This window comes from Comamonas sp. E6 (assembly GCF_001010305.1).
In the GTDB taxonomy this organism is placed as follows: Bacteria; Pseudomonadota; Gammaproteobacteria; order Burkholderiales; family Burkholderiaceae_C; genus Comamonas; species Comamonas thiooxydans.
The window spans coordinates 161410-175252 of record NZ_BBXH01000012.1; the positions used below are offsets into that span (position 1 = coordinate 161410).

Here is a 13843-nt window from a genome sequence, read left to right on the forward strand (position 1 = left end):
ACTCCTCGCGTTCATTCAGCCCTGCCGGATGCGCGTGCCGACTGAGGGATTGAAGAAGATGGAACTGACACCACGCGAAAAAGACAAGCTGTTGATCTTCACTGCGGCCCTGCTGGCCGAGCGGCGCATGGCCCGCGGCCTCAAGCTCAACTACCCCGAGGCCGTGGCGCTGATCAGTGCCTTTGTGATGGAGGGTGCACGCGATGGCAGGACCGTGGCCCAGCTCATGAGCGAAGGCCGCAGCGTGCTGACCCGCGCCGATGTGATGGAGGGCATCCCCGAGATGATTCCCGACATCCAGATCGAAGCCACCTTCCCCGATGGCACCAAGCTGGTCACCGTGCATGAGCCCATCGCCTGAAGCAGCGTCCAGAGACTTCGAGCCTTTCAGCCATCAAACCCTTACCCATCAAGCGCAGATAGCTATGAAATTCAATAAGCTCCTTGTCACCACAGCCGCCACGGCGACTGCACTGCCCCTGTCCGCTCTCGCACATATGGGCTCCGATGCAGGCAGCCATCACCACTTTCTCGACAGTCTGGGTCATGCTTTTGCCCACCCGTTTACCGGCGCAGACCATCTGGCCGCCATGCTGGCTGTGGGCGCCTGGAGCGCACTGACCATGCCCAGCCTGCGCACGGCCTGGCGTGCACCTGCGGCCTTTGTGGCCCTGCTGGTGGCGGGTGCCGTGGCCGGCTTTGCCGGCCTGTGGGTGCCGGGCGTAGAGCCCATGATTGCCGCATCCGTGCTGGTGCTGGGCCTGCTGGTGCTGGTTCAGCAAAAAATGCCCTGGGGCGCAGCCGCCGCCCTGGCTGCGGTGTTTGCCTTCTTCCACGGCGCTGCGCACGGCTTTGAGCTGGCTGGAGACAGCGGCCTGGCTGCCTTCGGTGCACTGCTGGGCATTGCTCTGGGCTCGGCCACACTGCATATCGCCGGCATGGTGCTCGGTCATGCCGTCATGCAGCGCCACCAGTGGCTGGCCAGGTTCGGCGGTGCTGCCACTGCCGCACTCGGCGCTTTCATGCTGACGAAACTGGTCTGATATGACACACCTCGGCACAGCGCAGCACAAGGCCTTTGCGCAAGGAAACGAAAGATGATTCCCGGCGAACTGATTCTTGACGAGGGCAGCCATGCACTCAACCCCGGCCGCAGCACGCTCACGCTGGTGGTGAACAATGCCAGCGACCGGCCGATTCAGGTCGGCTCGCACTACCACTTCGCCGAAACCAATGCGGGCCTGGATTTCGACCGCACCGCCGCCCACGGCATGCGCCTGAATATTGCCAGCGGCATGGCCGTGCGCTTCGAGCCGGGCCAGCAACGCACGGTGGAGCTGGTCGAGATCGGCGGCGACCGCCAGATCTATGGCTTTCGCGGTCTGGTCCAGGGCCCACTGCCCGCAGATTCCAGGGACTGACCTGCCATGCTGATGCTGTTTGCTTCTGCTTTTGTGCTGGGCCTGGTGTTCAACGCAGCGCCCGGAGCAGTGTTTGCAGAGACCGTGCGCCAAGGTGTGCGCGGCGGCTATCGTCCGGCGCTGGCCGTGCAGCTGGGCTCCCTGGTGGGCGATGCGAGCTGGGCCTTGCTGGGCCTGGCCGGCATTGGTCTGGTCATGCAGATCGACGCCTTGCGCTGGCCGATTGGCCTGGCGGGCGCTGCCTACCTGCTCTGGCTGTCCTGGGACAGCTGGCAGGCCGCGCGTACCGAACACCGGCTCGATGCTTCAAACACCGCCGCCGCCACGCAGAAGCAGGCCCTGCGCCGCGGCATGGCCCTGTCGCTGACCAACCCGCAGAACCTGGCCTACTGGGCCGCCATGGGCAGCGCCCTCGGGGCGGTGGGCGTGGCCCAGCCCGGTGCCAGCGATTACGGGGTCTTCTTCGCGGGATTCATGACTTCGTCCCTGCTCTGGTGCTTTGTCTGCGCTGCCTTGGTGGACCGGCTTTTCCGCCGCGCTGCCGCGCACTGGAGCCGTTTTACCTACCGCTGCTGCGCTGCCCTGCTGCTGGCCCTGGCACTGGGCACATTGCGCGACCTGCTCAGCACAAGCCCCGCCGCCCTGCCACCGGCAGCCCAGCAGCAGTCCCTGCGCTGAACACCTGAATCGGAGATTCCTCAATGGCCACCATGGACCGACGAGCCTACGCAGAAACCTTTGGTCCCACCGTGGGTGACCGATTGCGCCTGGCCGACACCGAGCTCATCGTCGAAGTCGAAAAAGACTACACCCTGGCCGCTGGCGGCTATGGTGAGGAAGTGAAGTTCGGCGGCGGCAAGACCATCCGCGACGGCATGGCGCAAAGCCAGCGCACACGCGACGGGACGGGAACAGGGCCCTCTGGCGGCGGCTCGGTCGACACCGTGCTGACCAACGCACTGATCCTGGACCACTGGGGCATCGTCAAGGCCGACATCGGCCTCAAGGACGGCCGCATCGTGGCCATAGGCAAGGCCGGCAACCCCGACACCCAGCCGGGCGTGAGCATCATCATCGGCCCGGGCACGGAGATCATCTCCTGCGAAGGCAATATCGTCACCGCAGGCGGCATCGATACCCATATCCATTTCATTGCCCCGCAGCAGATCGAAGAAGCACTGACCAGCGGCGTGACCACCATGATCGGCGGCGGCACCGGCCCGGCCACCGGCACCTTCGCCACCACCTGCACGCCAGGCCCCTGGCATATGGAACGCATGCTGCAGGCCGCCGACGCCTTTCCCATGAATCTTGGCTTTCTGGGCAAGGGCAATGCCAGCCTGCCCGGCGGCCTGCACGAGCAGATCAATGCCGGCGCCATCGGCCTCAAGCTGCACGAGGACTGGGGCAGCACGCCGGCAGCGATCAGCAACTGCCTCGATGTGGCCGAAGACACCGACACCCAGGTCGCCATCCACACCGACACACTCAACGAGTCCGGCTTTGTGGAGGACACCGTGGCCGCCTTCAAGGGCCGCACCATTCACACCTTCCACACCGAAGGCGCGGGGGGCGGCCATGCGCCCGACATTCTGAAAGTGGTGGGCGAGGCCAATGTCCTGCCCAGCTCCACCAACCCCACGCGCCCCTACACCATCAACACGCTGGACGAGCATGTGGACATGCTCATGGTCTGCCACCACCTGGACGCCGGCATTGCCGAAGACCTGGCCTTTGCCGAAAGCCGCATCCGCAAGGAAACGATTGCTGCCGAGGACATCCTGCACGACATCGGCGCGATCAGCATGTTCAGCTCCGACAGCCAGGCCATGGGCCGCGTGGGCGAGGTCATACTGCGCACCTGGCAGACGGCGCACAAGATGAAGCTGCAGCGCGGCGCCCTGAGTGGTGACGGCGCGCGCAACGACAACTTTCGCATCAAGCGCTACATCGCCAAATACACCATCAATCCCGCGATTGCCCATGGCATCAGCCACGAGGTGGGCAGCATCGAGGTGGGCAAGTGGGCCGATATCGTGATCTGGAAGCCGGCCTTCTTTGGTGTCAAGCCGTTTTGCATACTCAAGGGCGGCAGCATCGCCATGGCGGCCATGGGCGATCCGAACGCCTCCATTCCCACGCCTCAGCCCGTGCATTACCGCCCCATGTTCGCGAGCTTTGGCGGAGCGCTTGCCAGGACCTCGCTGACCTTTGTCTCCCAGGCCGGACTTGCCGCCGGCATCGGCCAGCGCTTCGGCCTGCAAAAGACCTTGTCGGCGGTGAAGGGCATACGCAATGTGAAGAAGCAGCACATGATCCACAACGATCTGGCGCCACATATGGAGGTGGATGCCCAGACCTATGCCGTGCGCGCCAATGGCGATCTGCTGACCTGCGAGCCCGCGGTCAGCCTGCCCATGGCACAGCGCTATTTTCTGTTCTGAGCGGTGTTGAGCTGAAACTCCGAATCCGGATGCTGCATGCCCTTGCCCTCAAACCAGGCCAGCCAGTCACTGACGGCAAGCTCCGGCGCAGCGCTCACGGTGGCGGGCAAGGCCTCGTACACCAGCACAGTGATGGACTGCTGACCGCCCTGGGTCAGCATCACGGGCAGGGTCAGAATGCGCTTGACGTATTCGCCCAGGTCTTCGGGCCACAGGCCTTCGATGCGATCCATGGCCCGCTCCAGCGCTGCGTCCATGGGGTAGACCTCGGCCAGCACGGTCTGCGAGCCTTGCAGCCTCAGGCCCGGGTACCAGCCGAGGTCATGCAAAGTGCCGGTCAGCTGGGTCCTGCCGACACAGGCGACGCCCGGCTGGAGCCTTGCAATATCGTTGATGCCACCGGCACGCAAAGTGCCATACACCGCCACATAGGCTGCGCCACAGCCCTGCCAGTCGGCAGGCGCATCATGCAAAGAGGTCGGGGCGGCCATTTCTGTCGAAGTTTCCAAAAGAGTTGTCCATCAAAATCACTGATATGCGCAGCGCATGCAACATGCGCGCCAATCTGGTCCGGGCCTTTTATTTCATTGTGAGTTCACCATGCTGACTGCCAACAAACTGCTGCTCCAGGGCCAGGGCCTTTCCGCCGTCATCCTCAAACGCGCCGCGTCCGTGGAACTGGACTGGGACGTACGTCAGAAGAGCCGCTTTGCCGCCACCGACAGCCAGGGTCGCGAGCTGGCCGTCTTCTTGCCACGCGGCCAGGCTGTGCGCGGCGGCGATGTACTGGTGGCCGAAGACGGCAGCCTGATCCGCGTGCTGGCCGCGCCGCAAAAAGTGCTGCATATCACGGCCTGCGCCGAGCATGGCACGCCGTTTGACCTGATGCGCGCGGCCTACCATCTGGGCAACCGCCATGTGCCGATCGAGCTGCAGCCCGACCACCTGAAGATCGAACCCGACCATGTGCTGGCCGATATGCTGCGCAGCATGCATATGACGGTGGTCGAAGCCGATCTGCCGTTCGAGCCCGAAGGAGGCGCCTATGGCGGCCATGTGACCAATGACGGCCACAGCCACCATCATCACGGCCATGGACACTCGCATGACCACGCCCACTGAGCCACTGCTGGCTCTTGGCGCGCAGAGCTTTCTGCAGCTGATGTGGCTGGCCTCGCCGGCCCTGCCCATCGGCGGCTTTTCCTACTCGGAAGGGCTTGAAGCAGCCATCAATGCGGCGCTGGTCGCAACGGAAGCAGAGGCCGCCGGCTGGCTGGTGCAGCAGCTGCATCTGACCCAGTCGCGCGGGGACATGGCCGTGATTGCGCAGGCCATGCCGGCCTGGAAAGGCGCCGATCTGGCGCGCATCGCCAGCCTCAACCAGTGGGTAAGAGTCACGCGCGAAACCAGCGAGCTGCGCCTGCAGACCGAGCAGATGGGCCGCTCGCTGACCGAGTGGCTGAAAAACCGCTACGCCGACGAAGCAGCCGCGCTGGCCTCCGCCCACTGGCTGGCCGCGCAGGATGCCAGCTACCCCATCGCCTTCTCGCTGGCGGCCCAATGCACCGGAGCCACGCCGCGCGATGCGCTGCTGGCCTATGCCTTTGGCTGGGCCGAGAACATGGTTCAGGCCGCCATCAAGGCCGTGCCCCTGGGCCAGAGCGCCGGCCAGCGCATCCTGGCGCGACTGACTTCCGAGATTCCTGCCGCCGTCGAATACGCGCTGGCATTGCCGGACAACGCAAGACAGGCTTTTTCGCCCATGCTGGCCATTCTCTCGGCCCAGCATGAACACCAGTATTCTCGACTTTTCCGTAGCTGAACCTTCGTCCGCCATGTCTGCACTGTTTGCCGCCACACCCCAGCCACCGTACTACGCCGCCATCTTCACCTCCCTGCGCACCCAGGAGGACCGGGGCTATGGCGAGATGGCCGACCGCATGGTGGAGCTGGCCTGCCAGCAAGCAGGCTATCTGGGCGCTGAAAGCACCCGCGATGCCCAGGGCTTCGGCATCACCGTGTCTTACTGGGAAAGCGAGGAAGCCATCCGTCAATGGAAGCACAACGCCGAGCACCAGATCGCCCAGGAAAAAGGTCACACCGCCTGGTACCAGCATTTCGAGCTGCGCATTGCCAAGGTGGAGCGTGCCTACGGCAAGGCCCGCTGATCGCAACCCTCTCACCCCCGAAAGAACTCACCATGTCGACCGCACTGCACCATATCCCCAACCGCACCAAGAAGCTGCCGCCGCTGCGCGTGGGCATAGGCGGGCCCGTGGGCTCGGGCAAGACCACGATTCTGGAGATGCTCTGCAAGGCCATGCGCGGCAAATGGGACCTGGTTGCCATCACCAACGACATCTACACCAAGGAGGATCAGCGCCTGCTGACCATCAGTGGTGCCCTGCCCGCCGAGCGCATCATGGGGGTGGAAACCGGCGGCTGCCCGCACACGGCGATTCGCGAGGACGCCTCCATCAACCTGGAAGCCATCGACCGCATGCTCAAGGACTTCCCCGATGCCGACATCGTCTTCATCGAATCGGGCGGCGACAACCTGGCGGCCACCTTCAGCCCCGAGCTGTCGGATCTGACCATCTACGTGATCGACGTGGCAGCAGGCGAGAAGATTCCGCGCAAGGGCGGCCCCGGCATCACCAAGAGCGATCTCTTCGTCATCAACAAGACCGACCTGGCCCCCCATGTGGGCGCCAATCTGGACATCATGCGCAGCGACACCATCAAGCAGCGCACTACGCCCAAGGGGCTCAAGCCTTTTGTGATGACCAATCTCAAGACACTGGAAGGTCTGGACGAGGTGGTGACCTTCATAGAAAAACAGGGCTTGTTGGCGACCTGATCATCTCTTTCGGGACAAAAAAAGCCGCCTTGAGCGGCGGCTGTTTCTCGAACCAGTGCGTGATTACTGGTTGGCCAGGTCCAGATGGAACTCGCGAGCTTCTTGGATGAATTCGATCAGGGAGTTGATAGCTTGGCGCATGATGAGCTTTCTATGAAATCAAGAGATGCACTTCAAGCGATGGACAGCACGCATCTCATGTACTGTCATTCGCGGGTTAAACCTTAAGGGTTAACCCTTGCGGCTAAGTATAAACCACTATCTCCGTTTTTGCAAAGCCCGTCCTGCGCAAAGGACGTCAGACTCGTCAGCGCACTGACTCGAAGTACTTGCTCATGCAGTTGCAAGGCCTGTGCAGGTCAATATTTGCGAGATTCCTGCATCAAAATTGCCGCAGAACGCTGTACTTTTCACCAGTAGGTCACCGAATTTGCCCTCCGACTGCTACGCTATGGCCTGTTGACAATATTTGTGGCGGGCTCACAACTCCCGCAGGTGGAAAGTGGAAATGGCGCGAGATTGTGGTTTGCAGCAGATGGACGGGCTTGCGTCCCATCGAGTGAATGCCGACATCCAGCCCGGCCGATATGCAGCGCCCGCCTTCCGCCGCAAGGGAGTGCGCGCATGAGCTCCACGCTGACCGGCCCGGGCACGACCGACTCCTGGCATATCACCACCATGAACCCCGCAGAAGCCCCCTGGCATCTGCTGCTGCTGGCCGACCCCTCGCGCGAGCGCGTCAAGCGCTATCTGCCCGGCTCCACCTGTTTTGGAGCGCGCCAGACGACCCAGTTCACGCCCAGCGGCCTCGGTGCCCTGATCGGCGTATGCGTGCTGGTCCCCGAGGGCGACGGCCTTCACCGATGGGAGCTGATGAATATGGCCGTGTCCACGGCCTGGCAGAGCAAGGGCATAGGTTCGGCCCTGCTGCAGCGCGCCATCCGTGAGATGCGCGAACGCGGCGTACAACAGCTGGAAGTGGGAACTGGCAGCTTTGGCGACCAGTTGCTGTTCTATCAACGCCTGGGGTTTCGCGTCACCGACATCGAGCGCGACTTCTTTTTGCAGAACTACACCACCCCGCTGTGGGAGCGCGGCGTGCAGCACAAGGACATGCTCAAGCTGACGCTGGATCTCTGAAAGCATGGGCGGCCGGCCCAGGATCCGGAAGGCCGGGCGTCTGAAAAGCGCAAAGAACAAGAGGCGCCGCAGCGCCTCTTGCTCATCCAGCCTCGTCCGGCTGCCTCAGGCCGCCTTGAGGCGCCGTGCGCGCACGGCGGCTGCCAGTTGTTCCAGCACCGGCGTCGTCTGCTCCATGCTGATGCAGGCATCGGTGAGCGAGACACCGTATTGCAGCTCCTGCCCTTCGACAATGTCCTGACGGCCTTCGTGAATATGGCTTTCGATCATCACGCCGGTGATGCGTGTGTCGCCCCCGGCAATCTGCTCGGCCACATCCGCTGATACATCGATCTGGCGACGGTGCTGCTTGCTGCTGTTGGCATGCGAGAAGTCGATCATCACCTGCGGATGCAAGCCCGCTTTTTCCAGCACTTCGCATGCAGCCTGGACATGGGCCGCGTCGTAGTTGGGAGCCTTGCCACCGCGCAGGATGATGTGGCAGTCCTGATTGCCGCGTGTCTCGAAGATCGCACTCTGGCCCATCTTGGTCATGCCCATGAAAGCATGCGAGGACTGGGCGGCCAAAATGGCATCGCTGGCCACCTTCACGCCACCGTCGGTGCCGTTCTTGAAGCCCACGGGGCAGCTCAGACCGCTGGCCAGCTGGCGATGGCTCTGGCTCTCCGTGGTGCGCGCACCAATCGCGCCCCAGCTGACCAGGTCGCTGATGAACTGCGGCGACAGCAGATCCAGGAATTCCGTGCCCGCAGGCAGGCCCAGCGCCAGCACATCGAGCAGCAGGCGGCGCGCCAGCTCCAGCCCTTCATTGACGGCAAAGCTGCCGTCGCGGTACGGGTCGTTGATATAGCCCTTCCAGCCCACGGTGGTGCGCGGTTTCTCGAAGTAGACCCGCATCACGATCAGCAGATCGTCCTTGAGCGCATCGGCCTGGACCTTGAGCTGGCGCGCGTAATCCATGGCCTGATCGTGATCGTGAATGGAGCAGGGTCCGACCACCACCACCAGCCGGTCATCCTGGCCATGCAGCACGCGCGAGATGGCGGCACGGCTGGATTCGACCAGTTGCTGCGCCTCTTCGGTCACGGGCAACCACTCTTCCAGCAGTGCCGGGGTCAGCAGCGGGCGCACGATCTTGATACGTGTGTCGTCAATGCGGGTCTTGTCCAGCGTGGTCAGTTTGGGCTGGGCCTTGCGGGCCGAAGCTGCGCTGGGATGCAGGGGCGTCGTGGAGGATGTCATCCCGCTATTGTCGCGCCATGCGCTTCACCCCACGCGTTCGTCCCCCGTCGCCATTCACGCCAGGAGATCGGGCGCGACCTCCACATGGGACTGCAGCGCTGGCCGGGACGAAGCCCGGGCATTCACTCCGCCGACAGCTTCATCAGCACCAGACCGCTGACGATCAGGACAGCCGCTCCCACGCGCATGCCACTGAGCTGCTCGCCCAGCACCGTGACGCCCACCAGGAATGCACCCACGGCGCCGATACCGGTCCAGATCGTATATGCCGTGCCCAGGGGCAGCGTGCGCATGGCCACCGACAGCAGGCCAAAGCTGGCGATCATGGCCACGATGGTGATGGCGCTGTATTTGAGGTTGGTGAAACCATGGGACTGCTTCATGGTGAAGGCCCAGACCACTTCCAGAATGCCGGCCACCAGCAGATAAACCCAAGCCATAGAAAACCTCTTTGAAGATCGAATGGCCAGGCCGTCCCGGCAGAAATACAGGCCATGCATCGCATGGCCCGGCAAGGTCGTCCCTGCGGCATGAATCCTAATCCGCATGGGCAAATCCGGGCCAGCCATGGGTGGTTCGGCCGCCACAATCTTGGGCCGATTTCTCGTCCGATTCGACGATGTCGCAGCGCCGGCGGCACTGCACAGTGACTCGTCCATGGAACGAGGAAGAGCTGAACAATGAACCGACTGCAAGACCGCGTAGCCCTGATCACGGGCGCAGGTGCCGGCATTGGCAAAGGCGTGGCACGCCGCTTTGCGGCGGAAGGCGCCAGCCTGTGGCTGGCCGATATCAATGCCGAAACCTGTGCCAGGGCCGCCGCAGAAATCCGCGCCGAATTTGGCGTTCAGGTGGGACATGCCGTGGCCGATGTGAGCGAGCATGTCGCCGTGCAGAGCATGGTCGATGCCGCCCTGGCGCAGTTCGGCCACATCGACATCCTCGTCAACAATGCCTGGGGTCGGCGCCCCGGCAGCCAATCCGGCTTTGCCAGGGTCGAAACGCTCGGCGATCTCGATTCCGACTGGGCCTGGCGCATAGGTGCGCAATCGGCGCTCTGGGCCATGCAGGCAGTCTTCCCCAGCATGAAGGAGCGACGCTGGGGCCGGGTCATCAATATGTGCTCGCTCAACGGCGTCAACGCCCACCCCTATTCGGCGGACTACAACATGGCCAAGGAAGCGCTGCGCACGCTCACCCGCTCTGCCGCGCGCGAATGGGCGGCCTTTGGCATCTGCTGCAACGCCCTGTGTCCCGGCGCGGCCACCGAAGCCTATCAAAGATTTGCGGCGAGCCAGCCCGAGAACGCAGCCGACATGCTGCGCCTGAACCCCATGGGCCATATGGGCGATCCCGAGCAGGACATTGGCGGCGCGGCCCTATTCCTGGCCAGCGAAGACTGCCGCTATGTCACGGGCAATACGCTGTTTGTCGATGGCGGCAGCCATATCAACGGCGTGCCGTGGCTGCCCAGAACGAAGTGATGCATGGCAATGGCACACTCCACGCCTTGTGCTGTTCATGCCCATCGCCACCATGCTTACCGGATTGAATCACCTCACGCTTGCCGTCACGCACCTGCAGCGCAGCGTGGACTTCTACGTGCGCGTGCTGGGGTTTCGTCTACGCGCGCAGTGGGATACGGGTGCCTATCTGGGACTCGGCGATCTGTGGCTGTGCCTGTCGTCAGACGAACAGCGAAGTCAGGCCCGCACCTCTGGCTACACCCACTACGCATTCACCATTGCTCAGCAGGACTTCGCGCACTTTGTGGAGCATGCCAGGTCATTCGGGGCCCGGGAGTGGAAGAGCAACCACAGCGAAGGCGATTCCTTCTACTTTCTGGACCCGGACGACCACCAGCTCGAAGCCCATGTCGGTTCGCTGGAGAGCCGCCTGGCGCAATGCCGCTTGCGGCCCTATGCGGGCATGCGGTTTTTTGATTGACGATTCACTGCGACCAGCTCACCTACCTTATGGACATCATTTACCTTGATCAGAACCAGTGGATAGAGCTCGCCAAAGTCCGATCAGGGAAAGCTACTGAATCTTGGCTCACCTCTCTATCCGAAGAGCTTGAAAATGCAGTCAAGAATGGAAAAGTACTCTTCCCTCTGAGCGGCACTCACATCTTGGAAACATCGAAGCGCAATGACCCCGCAAGTCGCAGGCATGTTGCGGAAATACAAGCTGTGCTTAGCCTCGGCTGCGCATATCGCAGTTATACAAGCCGGCTGCAGGTGGAGATCAAGGGGATCATTCACCGCCTTCTAGACCTTCACCCCTTCGAGATGCCAAAGAACTGGTTTCTCGGCCGAAGTTTCTTGCAAGCGTTTGAACCTGCAGATGCACTTGTTGCTGAACCGTTAGATGCGCTTCGGTTTATGCGGATTGAGTCAGCATTCGACCCAAAGTATTTATACCTTGATTACATGCAGAACCAAGATGATGCTACTCGGCGAATAGCCCATCAGAAACTAGAAGAAGGCTTGAGGCAACTGATTGAACGAAACGAAAAACGGCGTGCCCTATGCCAAGGAGAGAGCATCGATTTGCGCCGCCGCGTCTATCGTGCTCGTCAATTTTTGGATGTTCAAGACACCGTAATCAAGCTAATGACCCAGCTCGGCATCAGCTATGAAAAATTTCGCGCACTTGGAGACGTTGCAGTGAAAAGCATTGTCGAGCTTTCTCCAACGCTCGATGTTGAAGCGGAGTTCAGCGCACGAATAGATGCACGAGCCAAATCGCTCAACACACATGACGCCCTTGACCTCCAAGCGATATATACAGCCATTCCCTACTCAAGCCATGTTATCGCTGAGAAATCCGCTATATCAATTGCACAGCAAGCCAAACTCGACAAAAAATACAAGGTCAAGCTATCACGCTCTTTGCAAGATCTTGTTGGCGTCTATGCCTAAACGAATAGAGCCTCAGCGGCCACTTCCTCCATCACCACCACATTGCCCACCGTCGCGCCATAGTGCGTTGCCACGCGCTTGCGCTGCTTGAGCACGGCCCTGTCCTTGCTGACCAGCAAAGCCTTGTGCTGGCTGGCCAGATCGAGGAAATGCTGGTCGTCGGGATCGGTGCAGGTAAAGCGGATCTTGGGTGCAGCGGACACATATTCGACGGCCTCATCAAACGCCGCCATCACGCCTTCGGGCGTCTTGCCGTAGTAGCTGACGCGCGGCGCAATCTGGCTGTAGTGCAGCACGCGACCCAGCTCGATGCGCTGGGCTTCATCGGCAATCCAGCGCACCTCGCCACGGGCGACCAGCTCGCGGATGGCGGGAATATCCGGATCGTCAAAAATCAGCATGTCCAGCACCACATTGGTGTCCAGAATCATGGGACGCGGCAAAGGGCCGTCGTAGCCGGCGTTGCAGGCCGGCCAGCGCAGGGGAGCGATCTTCATTGAGGCCGGCCTTCCGGCTTGCCGCTCTGAGCAGCATCGTCTGCGGGCTTGCGTGGCTTGACCGCACCCTTGACCATGTCGAAGCGGAACAGACGGCACTCGATAGGACCGTTCCACATGGGCGTACGGCGCGATTCCTTGAGGCGCATCTTGCTGGGCAGCTTGAGGTCGGGCGTCAGCATCCAGGCACTCCAGCCGCTGTAGTTCTTCTTCCAGTGGCTGGCCAGCTGGTTGAAGAATTCGCCGCCGTCCTCGGTCTGCGCGGTTTCACGGCCTGCGCGTTCGACCTGGCCCATGCGCTCGGCCGCATTGCGGCCTGCGCTGCCGGCGGCCGCGATGCGCTCGCCATAGGGCGGGTTCAGCAGCATCATGCCGGGCTGCTCGCTGGGCGGCATGCGCTGCAAGGCATCGCCGCCGCGCAGGCTGACGGTATCGGACACACCCGCGCGCTCGGCATTGCGCTGGGCAAAGTCCACCATGCGGAAGGCGATGTCAGAGCCGTAAATGCCCACCGGCGATTCGGGCAGGATCTGGCTCTCTGCCTCATCCAGCATGGCTTCCCAGACATGACGCTGGAAGGGCACGAGCTTCTCGAACGCAAAGCGACGCAGAATGCCGGCTGGAATCTTGCGCGCGATCTGCGCGGCCTCGATCACCAGGGTACCGCTGCCGCAGCAGGGGTCGTACAGCGGCTGGGGATTGTCGCCATGCGGGTTCCAGCCCGAGGCAGCAATCATGGCCGCGGCCAGGGTTTCCTTGAGCGGGGCATCGCCCTTGTCTTCGCGCCAGCCGCGCTTGAACAGCGCCTCGCCCGAGGTGTCGATATAGATGGTGGCGCCGTCGGTCGTCAGGTGCAGGTGCACGCGCACATCGGGGTGATGGGTCTCGACGCTGGGGCGCACGCCGTTGCGCTTGGCGCGAAAACGGTCGGCGATCGCGTCCTTGACCTTGAGCGCCGCGAAGTTCAGGCTGGTCAGCGGGCTGTGCTGGGCCGTGACTTCGATCTTGAAGGTTTCCTTGGGCGTGAACCAGATCTCCCAGGCCACCTCGCTGGCGGCACGGTACAGATCGTTCTCGCTGCGGTACATGGTGTGCGACAGCTCGATCAGCACGCGCTGAGCCAGACGGCTGTGCAGATTGAGCAGCATGGCATCGCGCCACATGCCGCGCAGCATGACGCCGCCCCGGCCCACGAGCAGGTCCTGCCCGCTGGCGCCGGTGATGGCGTGGACCTCGTCGGCCAGAAAGCCCTCGACGCCGGCGGCGCAGGGCAGAAACAAATGCAGTTGGTTCATAGAAATCAGTGCGCGCCAGC

The 13843-nt window shown here is 62.5% G+C and carries 17 protein-coding genes and 1 pseudogene; 13 read left to right on the forward strand and 5 right to left on the reverse strand.

Translation table 11 applies throughout. From position 1 onward, the window contains the following. Window positions 1-58 precede the first annotated feature (58 nt). The 5 genes from CSE6_RS11775 to ureC all read left to right on the forward strand — a co-directional run bounded on the left by CSE6_RS11775 (window position 59) and on the right by ureC (window position 3865). Window positions 59-361, forward strand: a complete 303-nt coding sequence (locus CSE6_RS11775) for an urease subunit gamma (RefSeq protein ID WP_003068240.1) — start codon at window positions 59-61, stop codon at window positions 359-361. Window positions 362-425: 64 nt separating this feature from the next. Next, the gene (locus CSE6_RS11780; protein ID WP_059440608.1) at window positions 426-1043 is read left to right on the forward strand and encodes a HupE/UreJ family protein; all 618 of its coding nucleotides are present in this window, start codon (window positions 426-428) and stop codon (window positions 1041-1043) included. Window positions 1044-1097: 54 nt separating this feature from the next. Then, window positions 1098-1421, forward strand: coding sequence for an urease subunit beta (locus CSE6_RS11785; protein ID WP_034355186.1), 324 nt, complete (start codon window positions 1098-1100; stop codon window positions 1419-1421). 6 nt (window positions 1422-1427) lie between these two features. After that, the gene (locus CSE6_RS11790; RefSeq protein ID WP_034404636.1) at window positions 1428-2099 is read left to right on the forward strand and encodes a LysE family transporter; all 672 of its coding nucleotides are present in this window, start codon (window positions 1428-1430) and stop codon (window positions 2097-2099) included. Between the two features lie 23 nt (window positions 2100-2122). Then, on the forward strand, window positions 2123-3865 hold the full coding sequence (gene ureC, locus CSE6_RS11795; protein WP_059440609.1) for an urease subunit alpha: 1743 nt from the start codon (window positions 2123-2125) through the stop codon (window positions 3863-3865). Here ureC and CSE6_RS11800 read toward each other — a convergent pair. Beyond that, window positions 3850-4356: a gamma-glutamylcyclotransferase gene (locus tag CSE6_RS11800; RefSeq protein ID WP_034377385.1), complete on the reverse strand. Its 507-nt coding sequence runs from the start codon at window positions 4354-4356 to the stop codon at window positions 3850-3852. The genes ureC and CSE6_RS11800 overlap by 16 nt on opposite strands. 109 nt (window positions 4357-4465) lie before the next feature. Here CSE6_RS11800 and ureE point away from each other — a divergent pair. The 5 genes and pseudogenes from ureE to CSE6_RS11825 all read left to right on the forward strand — a co-directional run. After that, a pseudogene (gene ureE, locus CSE6_RS11805) lies at window positions 4466-4984 on the forward strand (urease accessory protein UreE); the annotation flags it as partial. After that, window positions 4971-5687, forward strand: coding sequence for an urease accessory protein UreF (locus tag CSE6_RS11810; protein ID WP_059440625.1), 717 nt, complete (start codon window positions 4971-4973; stop codon window positions 5685-5687). The pseudogene ureE and the gene CSE6_RS11810, both read left to right, overlap by 14 nt. 13 nt (window positions 5688-5700) lie before the next feature. Next, a complete protein-coding gene (locus tag CSE6_RS11815) occupies window positions 5701-6033 on the forward strand; it encodes an antibiotic biosynthesis monooxygenase (RefSeq protein ID WP_059440610.1) in 333 nt (110 codons plus the stop codon). Between the two features lie 32 nt (window positions 6034-6065). Continuing rightward, window positions 6066-6725, forward strand: coding sequence for an urease accessory protein UreG (gene ureG / locus CSE6_RS11820; RefSeq protein ID WP_059440611.1), 660 nt, complete (start codon window positions 6066-6068; stop codon window positions 6723-6725). Between the two features lie 624 nt (window positions 6726-7349). Next, window positions 7350-7865, forward strand: a complete 516-nt coding sequence (locus CSE6_RS11825; RefSeq protein ID WP_034395953.1) for a GNAT family N-acetyltransferase — start codon at window positions 7350-7352, stop codon at window positions 7863-7865. A 105-nt stretch (window positions 7866-7970) separates the two neighbouring features. On the opposite strand, the gene CSE6_RS11830 is transcribed toward CSE6_RS11825, so the two are convergent. Together CSE6_RS11830 and CSE6_RS11835 are read right to left on the reverse strand one after the other, a co-directional pair. Next, window positions 7971-9107, reverse strand: coding sequence for a 3-deoxy-7-phosphoheptulonate synthase (locus tag CSE6_RS11830; protein WP_012840171.1), 1137 nt, complete (start codon window positions 9105-9107; stop codon window positions 7971-7973). Between the two features lie 122 nt (window positions 9108-9229). After that, window positions 9230-9547: a multidrug efflux SMR transporter gene (locus tag CSE6_RS11835; protein WP_034404644.1), complete on the reverse strand. Its 318-nt coding sequence runs from the start codon at window positions 9545-9547 to the stop codon at window positions 9230-9232. A 240-nt stretch (window positions 9548-9787) separates the two neighbouring features. Between CSE6_RS11835 and CSE6_RS11840 the strand changes: the two genes are divergently transcribed. Genes CSE6_RS11840 through CSE6_RS11850 form a run of 3 tightly spaced genes read left to right on the forward strand, consistent with a single transcriptional unit; the run spans window position 9788 to window position 12031 of the window. Then, on the forward strand, window positions 9788-10591 hold the full coding sequence (locus CSE6_RS11840; RefSeq protein WP_034355215.1) for an SDR family NAD(P)-dependent oxidoreductase: 804 nt from the start codon (window positions 9788-9790) through the stop codon (window positions 10589-10591). 52 nt (window positions 10592-10643) lie between these two features. Further along, on the forward strand, window positions 10644-11054 hold the full coding sequence (locus CSE6_RS11845; RefSeq protein WP_059440626.1) for a VOC family protein: 411 nt from the start codon (window positions 10644-10646) through the stop codon (window positions 11052-11054). Window positions 11055-11083: 29 nt separating this feature from the next. Further along, the gene (locus tag CSE6_RS11850; protein WP_131324657.1) at window positions 11084-12031 is read left to right on the forward strand and encodes a hypothetical protein; all 948 of its coding nucleotides are present in this window, start codon (window positions 11084-11086) and stop codon (window positions 12029-12031) included. On the opposite strand, the gene CSE6_RS11855 is transcribed toward CSE6_RS11850, so the two are convergent. Together CSE6_RS11855 and CSE6_RS11860 are read right to left on the reverse strand one after the other, a co-directional pair. Beyond that, a complete protein-coding gene (locus CSE6_RS11855; protein WP_034355224.1) occupies window positions 12028-12528 on the reverse strand; it encodes a putative toxin-antitoxin system toxin component, PIN family in 501 nt (166 codons plus the stop codon). The two genes, CSE6_RS11850 and CSE6_RS11855, sit on opposite strands and share 4 nt — an antisense overlap. Further along, window positions 12525-13823 carry a class I SAM-dependent RNA methyltransferase gene (locus CSE6_RS11860; RefSeq protein ID WP_034355226.1) on the reverse strand — a complete coding sequence of 433 codons (1299 nt, stop codon included), beginning with the start codon at window positions 13821-13823 and terminating at the stop codon, window positions 12525-12527. Before CSE6_RS11860 ends, CSE6_RS11855 begins: the two co-directional genes overlap by 4 nt. Window positions 13824-13843: the final 20 nt, after the last annotated feature.

Excerpts from the sequence above, each read along its gene's own strand:
- CSE6_RS11775 (WP_003068240.1), top strand. The coding sequence starts at position 59 with ATGGAACTGACACCACGCGAAAAAGACAAGCTGTTGATCTTCACTGCG.
- CSE6_RS11860 (WP_034355226.1), bottom strand. The coding sequence starts at position 13,823 with ATGAACCAACTGCATTTGTTTCTGCCCTGCGCCGCCGGCGTCGAGGGC.
- ureG (WP_059440611.1), top strand. The coding sequence starts at position 6,066 with ATGTCGACCGCACTGCACCATATCCCCAACCGCACCAAGAAGCTGCCG.
- CSE6_RS11850 (WP_131324657.1), top strand. The coding sequence starts at position 11,084 with ATGGACATCATTTACCTTGATCAGAACCAGTGGATAGAGCTCGCCAAA.
- CSE6_RS11790 (WP_034404636.1), top strand. The coding sequence starts at position 1,428 with ATGCTGATGCTGTTTGCTTCTGCTTTTGTGCTGGGCCTGGTGTTCAAC.
- CSE6_RS11830 (WP_012840171.1), bottom strand. The coding sequence starts at position 9,107 with ATGACATCCTCCACGACGCCCCTGCATCCCAGCGCAGCTTCGGCCCGC.
- CSE6_RS11840 (WP_034355215.1), top strand. The coding sequence starts at position 9,788 with ATGAACCGACTGCAAGACCGCGTAGCCCTGATCACGGGCGCAGGTGCC.
- CSE6_RS11780 (WP_059440608.1), top strand. The coding sequence starts at position 426 with ATGAAATTCAATAAGCTCCTTGTCACCACAGCCGCCACGGCGACTGCA.
- CSE6_RS11785 (WP_034355186.1), top strand. The coding sequence starts at position 1,098 with ATGATTCCCGGCGAACTGATTCTTGACGAGGGCAGCCATGCACTCAAC.
- CSE6_RS11815 (WP_059440610.1), top strand. The coding sequence starts at position 5,701 with ATGTCTGCACTGTTTGCCGCCACACCCCAGCCACCGTACTACGCCGCC.
- CSE6_RS11845 (WP_059440626.1), top strand. The coding sequence starts at position 10,644 with ATGCTTACCGGATTGAATCACCTCACGCTTGCCGTCACGCACCTGCAG.
- CSE6_RS11835 (WP_034404644.1), bottom strand. The coding sequence starts at position 9,547 with ATGGCTTGGGTTTATCTGCTGGTGGCCGGCATTCTGGAAGTGGTCTGG.
- CSE6_RS11825 (WP_034395953.1), top strand. The coding sequence starts at position 7,350 with ATGAGCTCCACGCTGACCGGCCCGGGCACGACCGACTCCTGGCATATC.
- ureC (WP_059440609.1), top strand. The coding sequence starts at position 2,123 with ATGGCCACCATGGACCGACGAGCCTACGCAGAAACCTTTGGTCCCACC.
- CSE6_RS11855 (WP_034355224.1), bottom strand. The coding sequence starts at position 12,528 with ATGAAGATCGCTCCCCTGCGCTGGCCGGCCTGCAACGCCGGCTACGAC.
- CSE6_RS11810 (WP_059440625.1), top strand. The coding sequence starts at position 4,971 with ATGACCACGCCCACTGAGCCACTGCTGGCTCTTGGCGCGCAGAGCTTT.
- CSE6_RS11800 (WP_034377385.1), bottom strand. The coding sequence starts at position 4,356 with ATGGCCGCCCCGACCTCTTTGCATGATGCGCCTGCCGACTGGCAGGGC.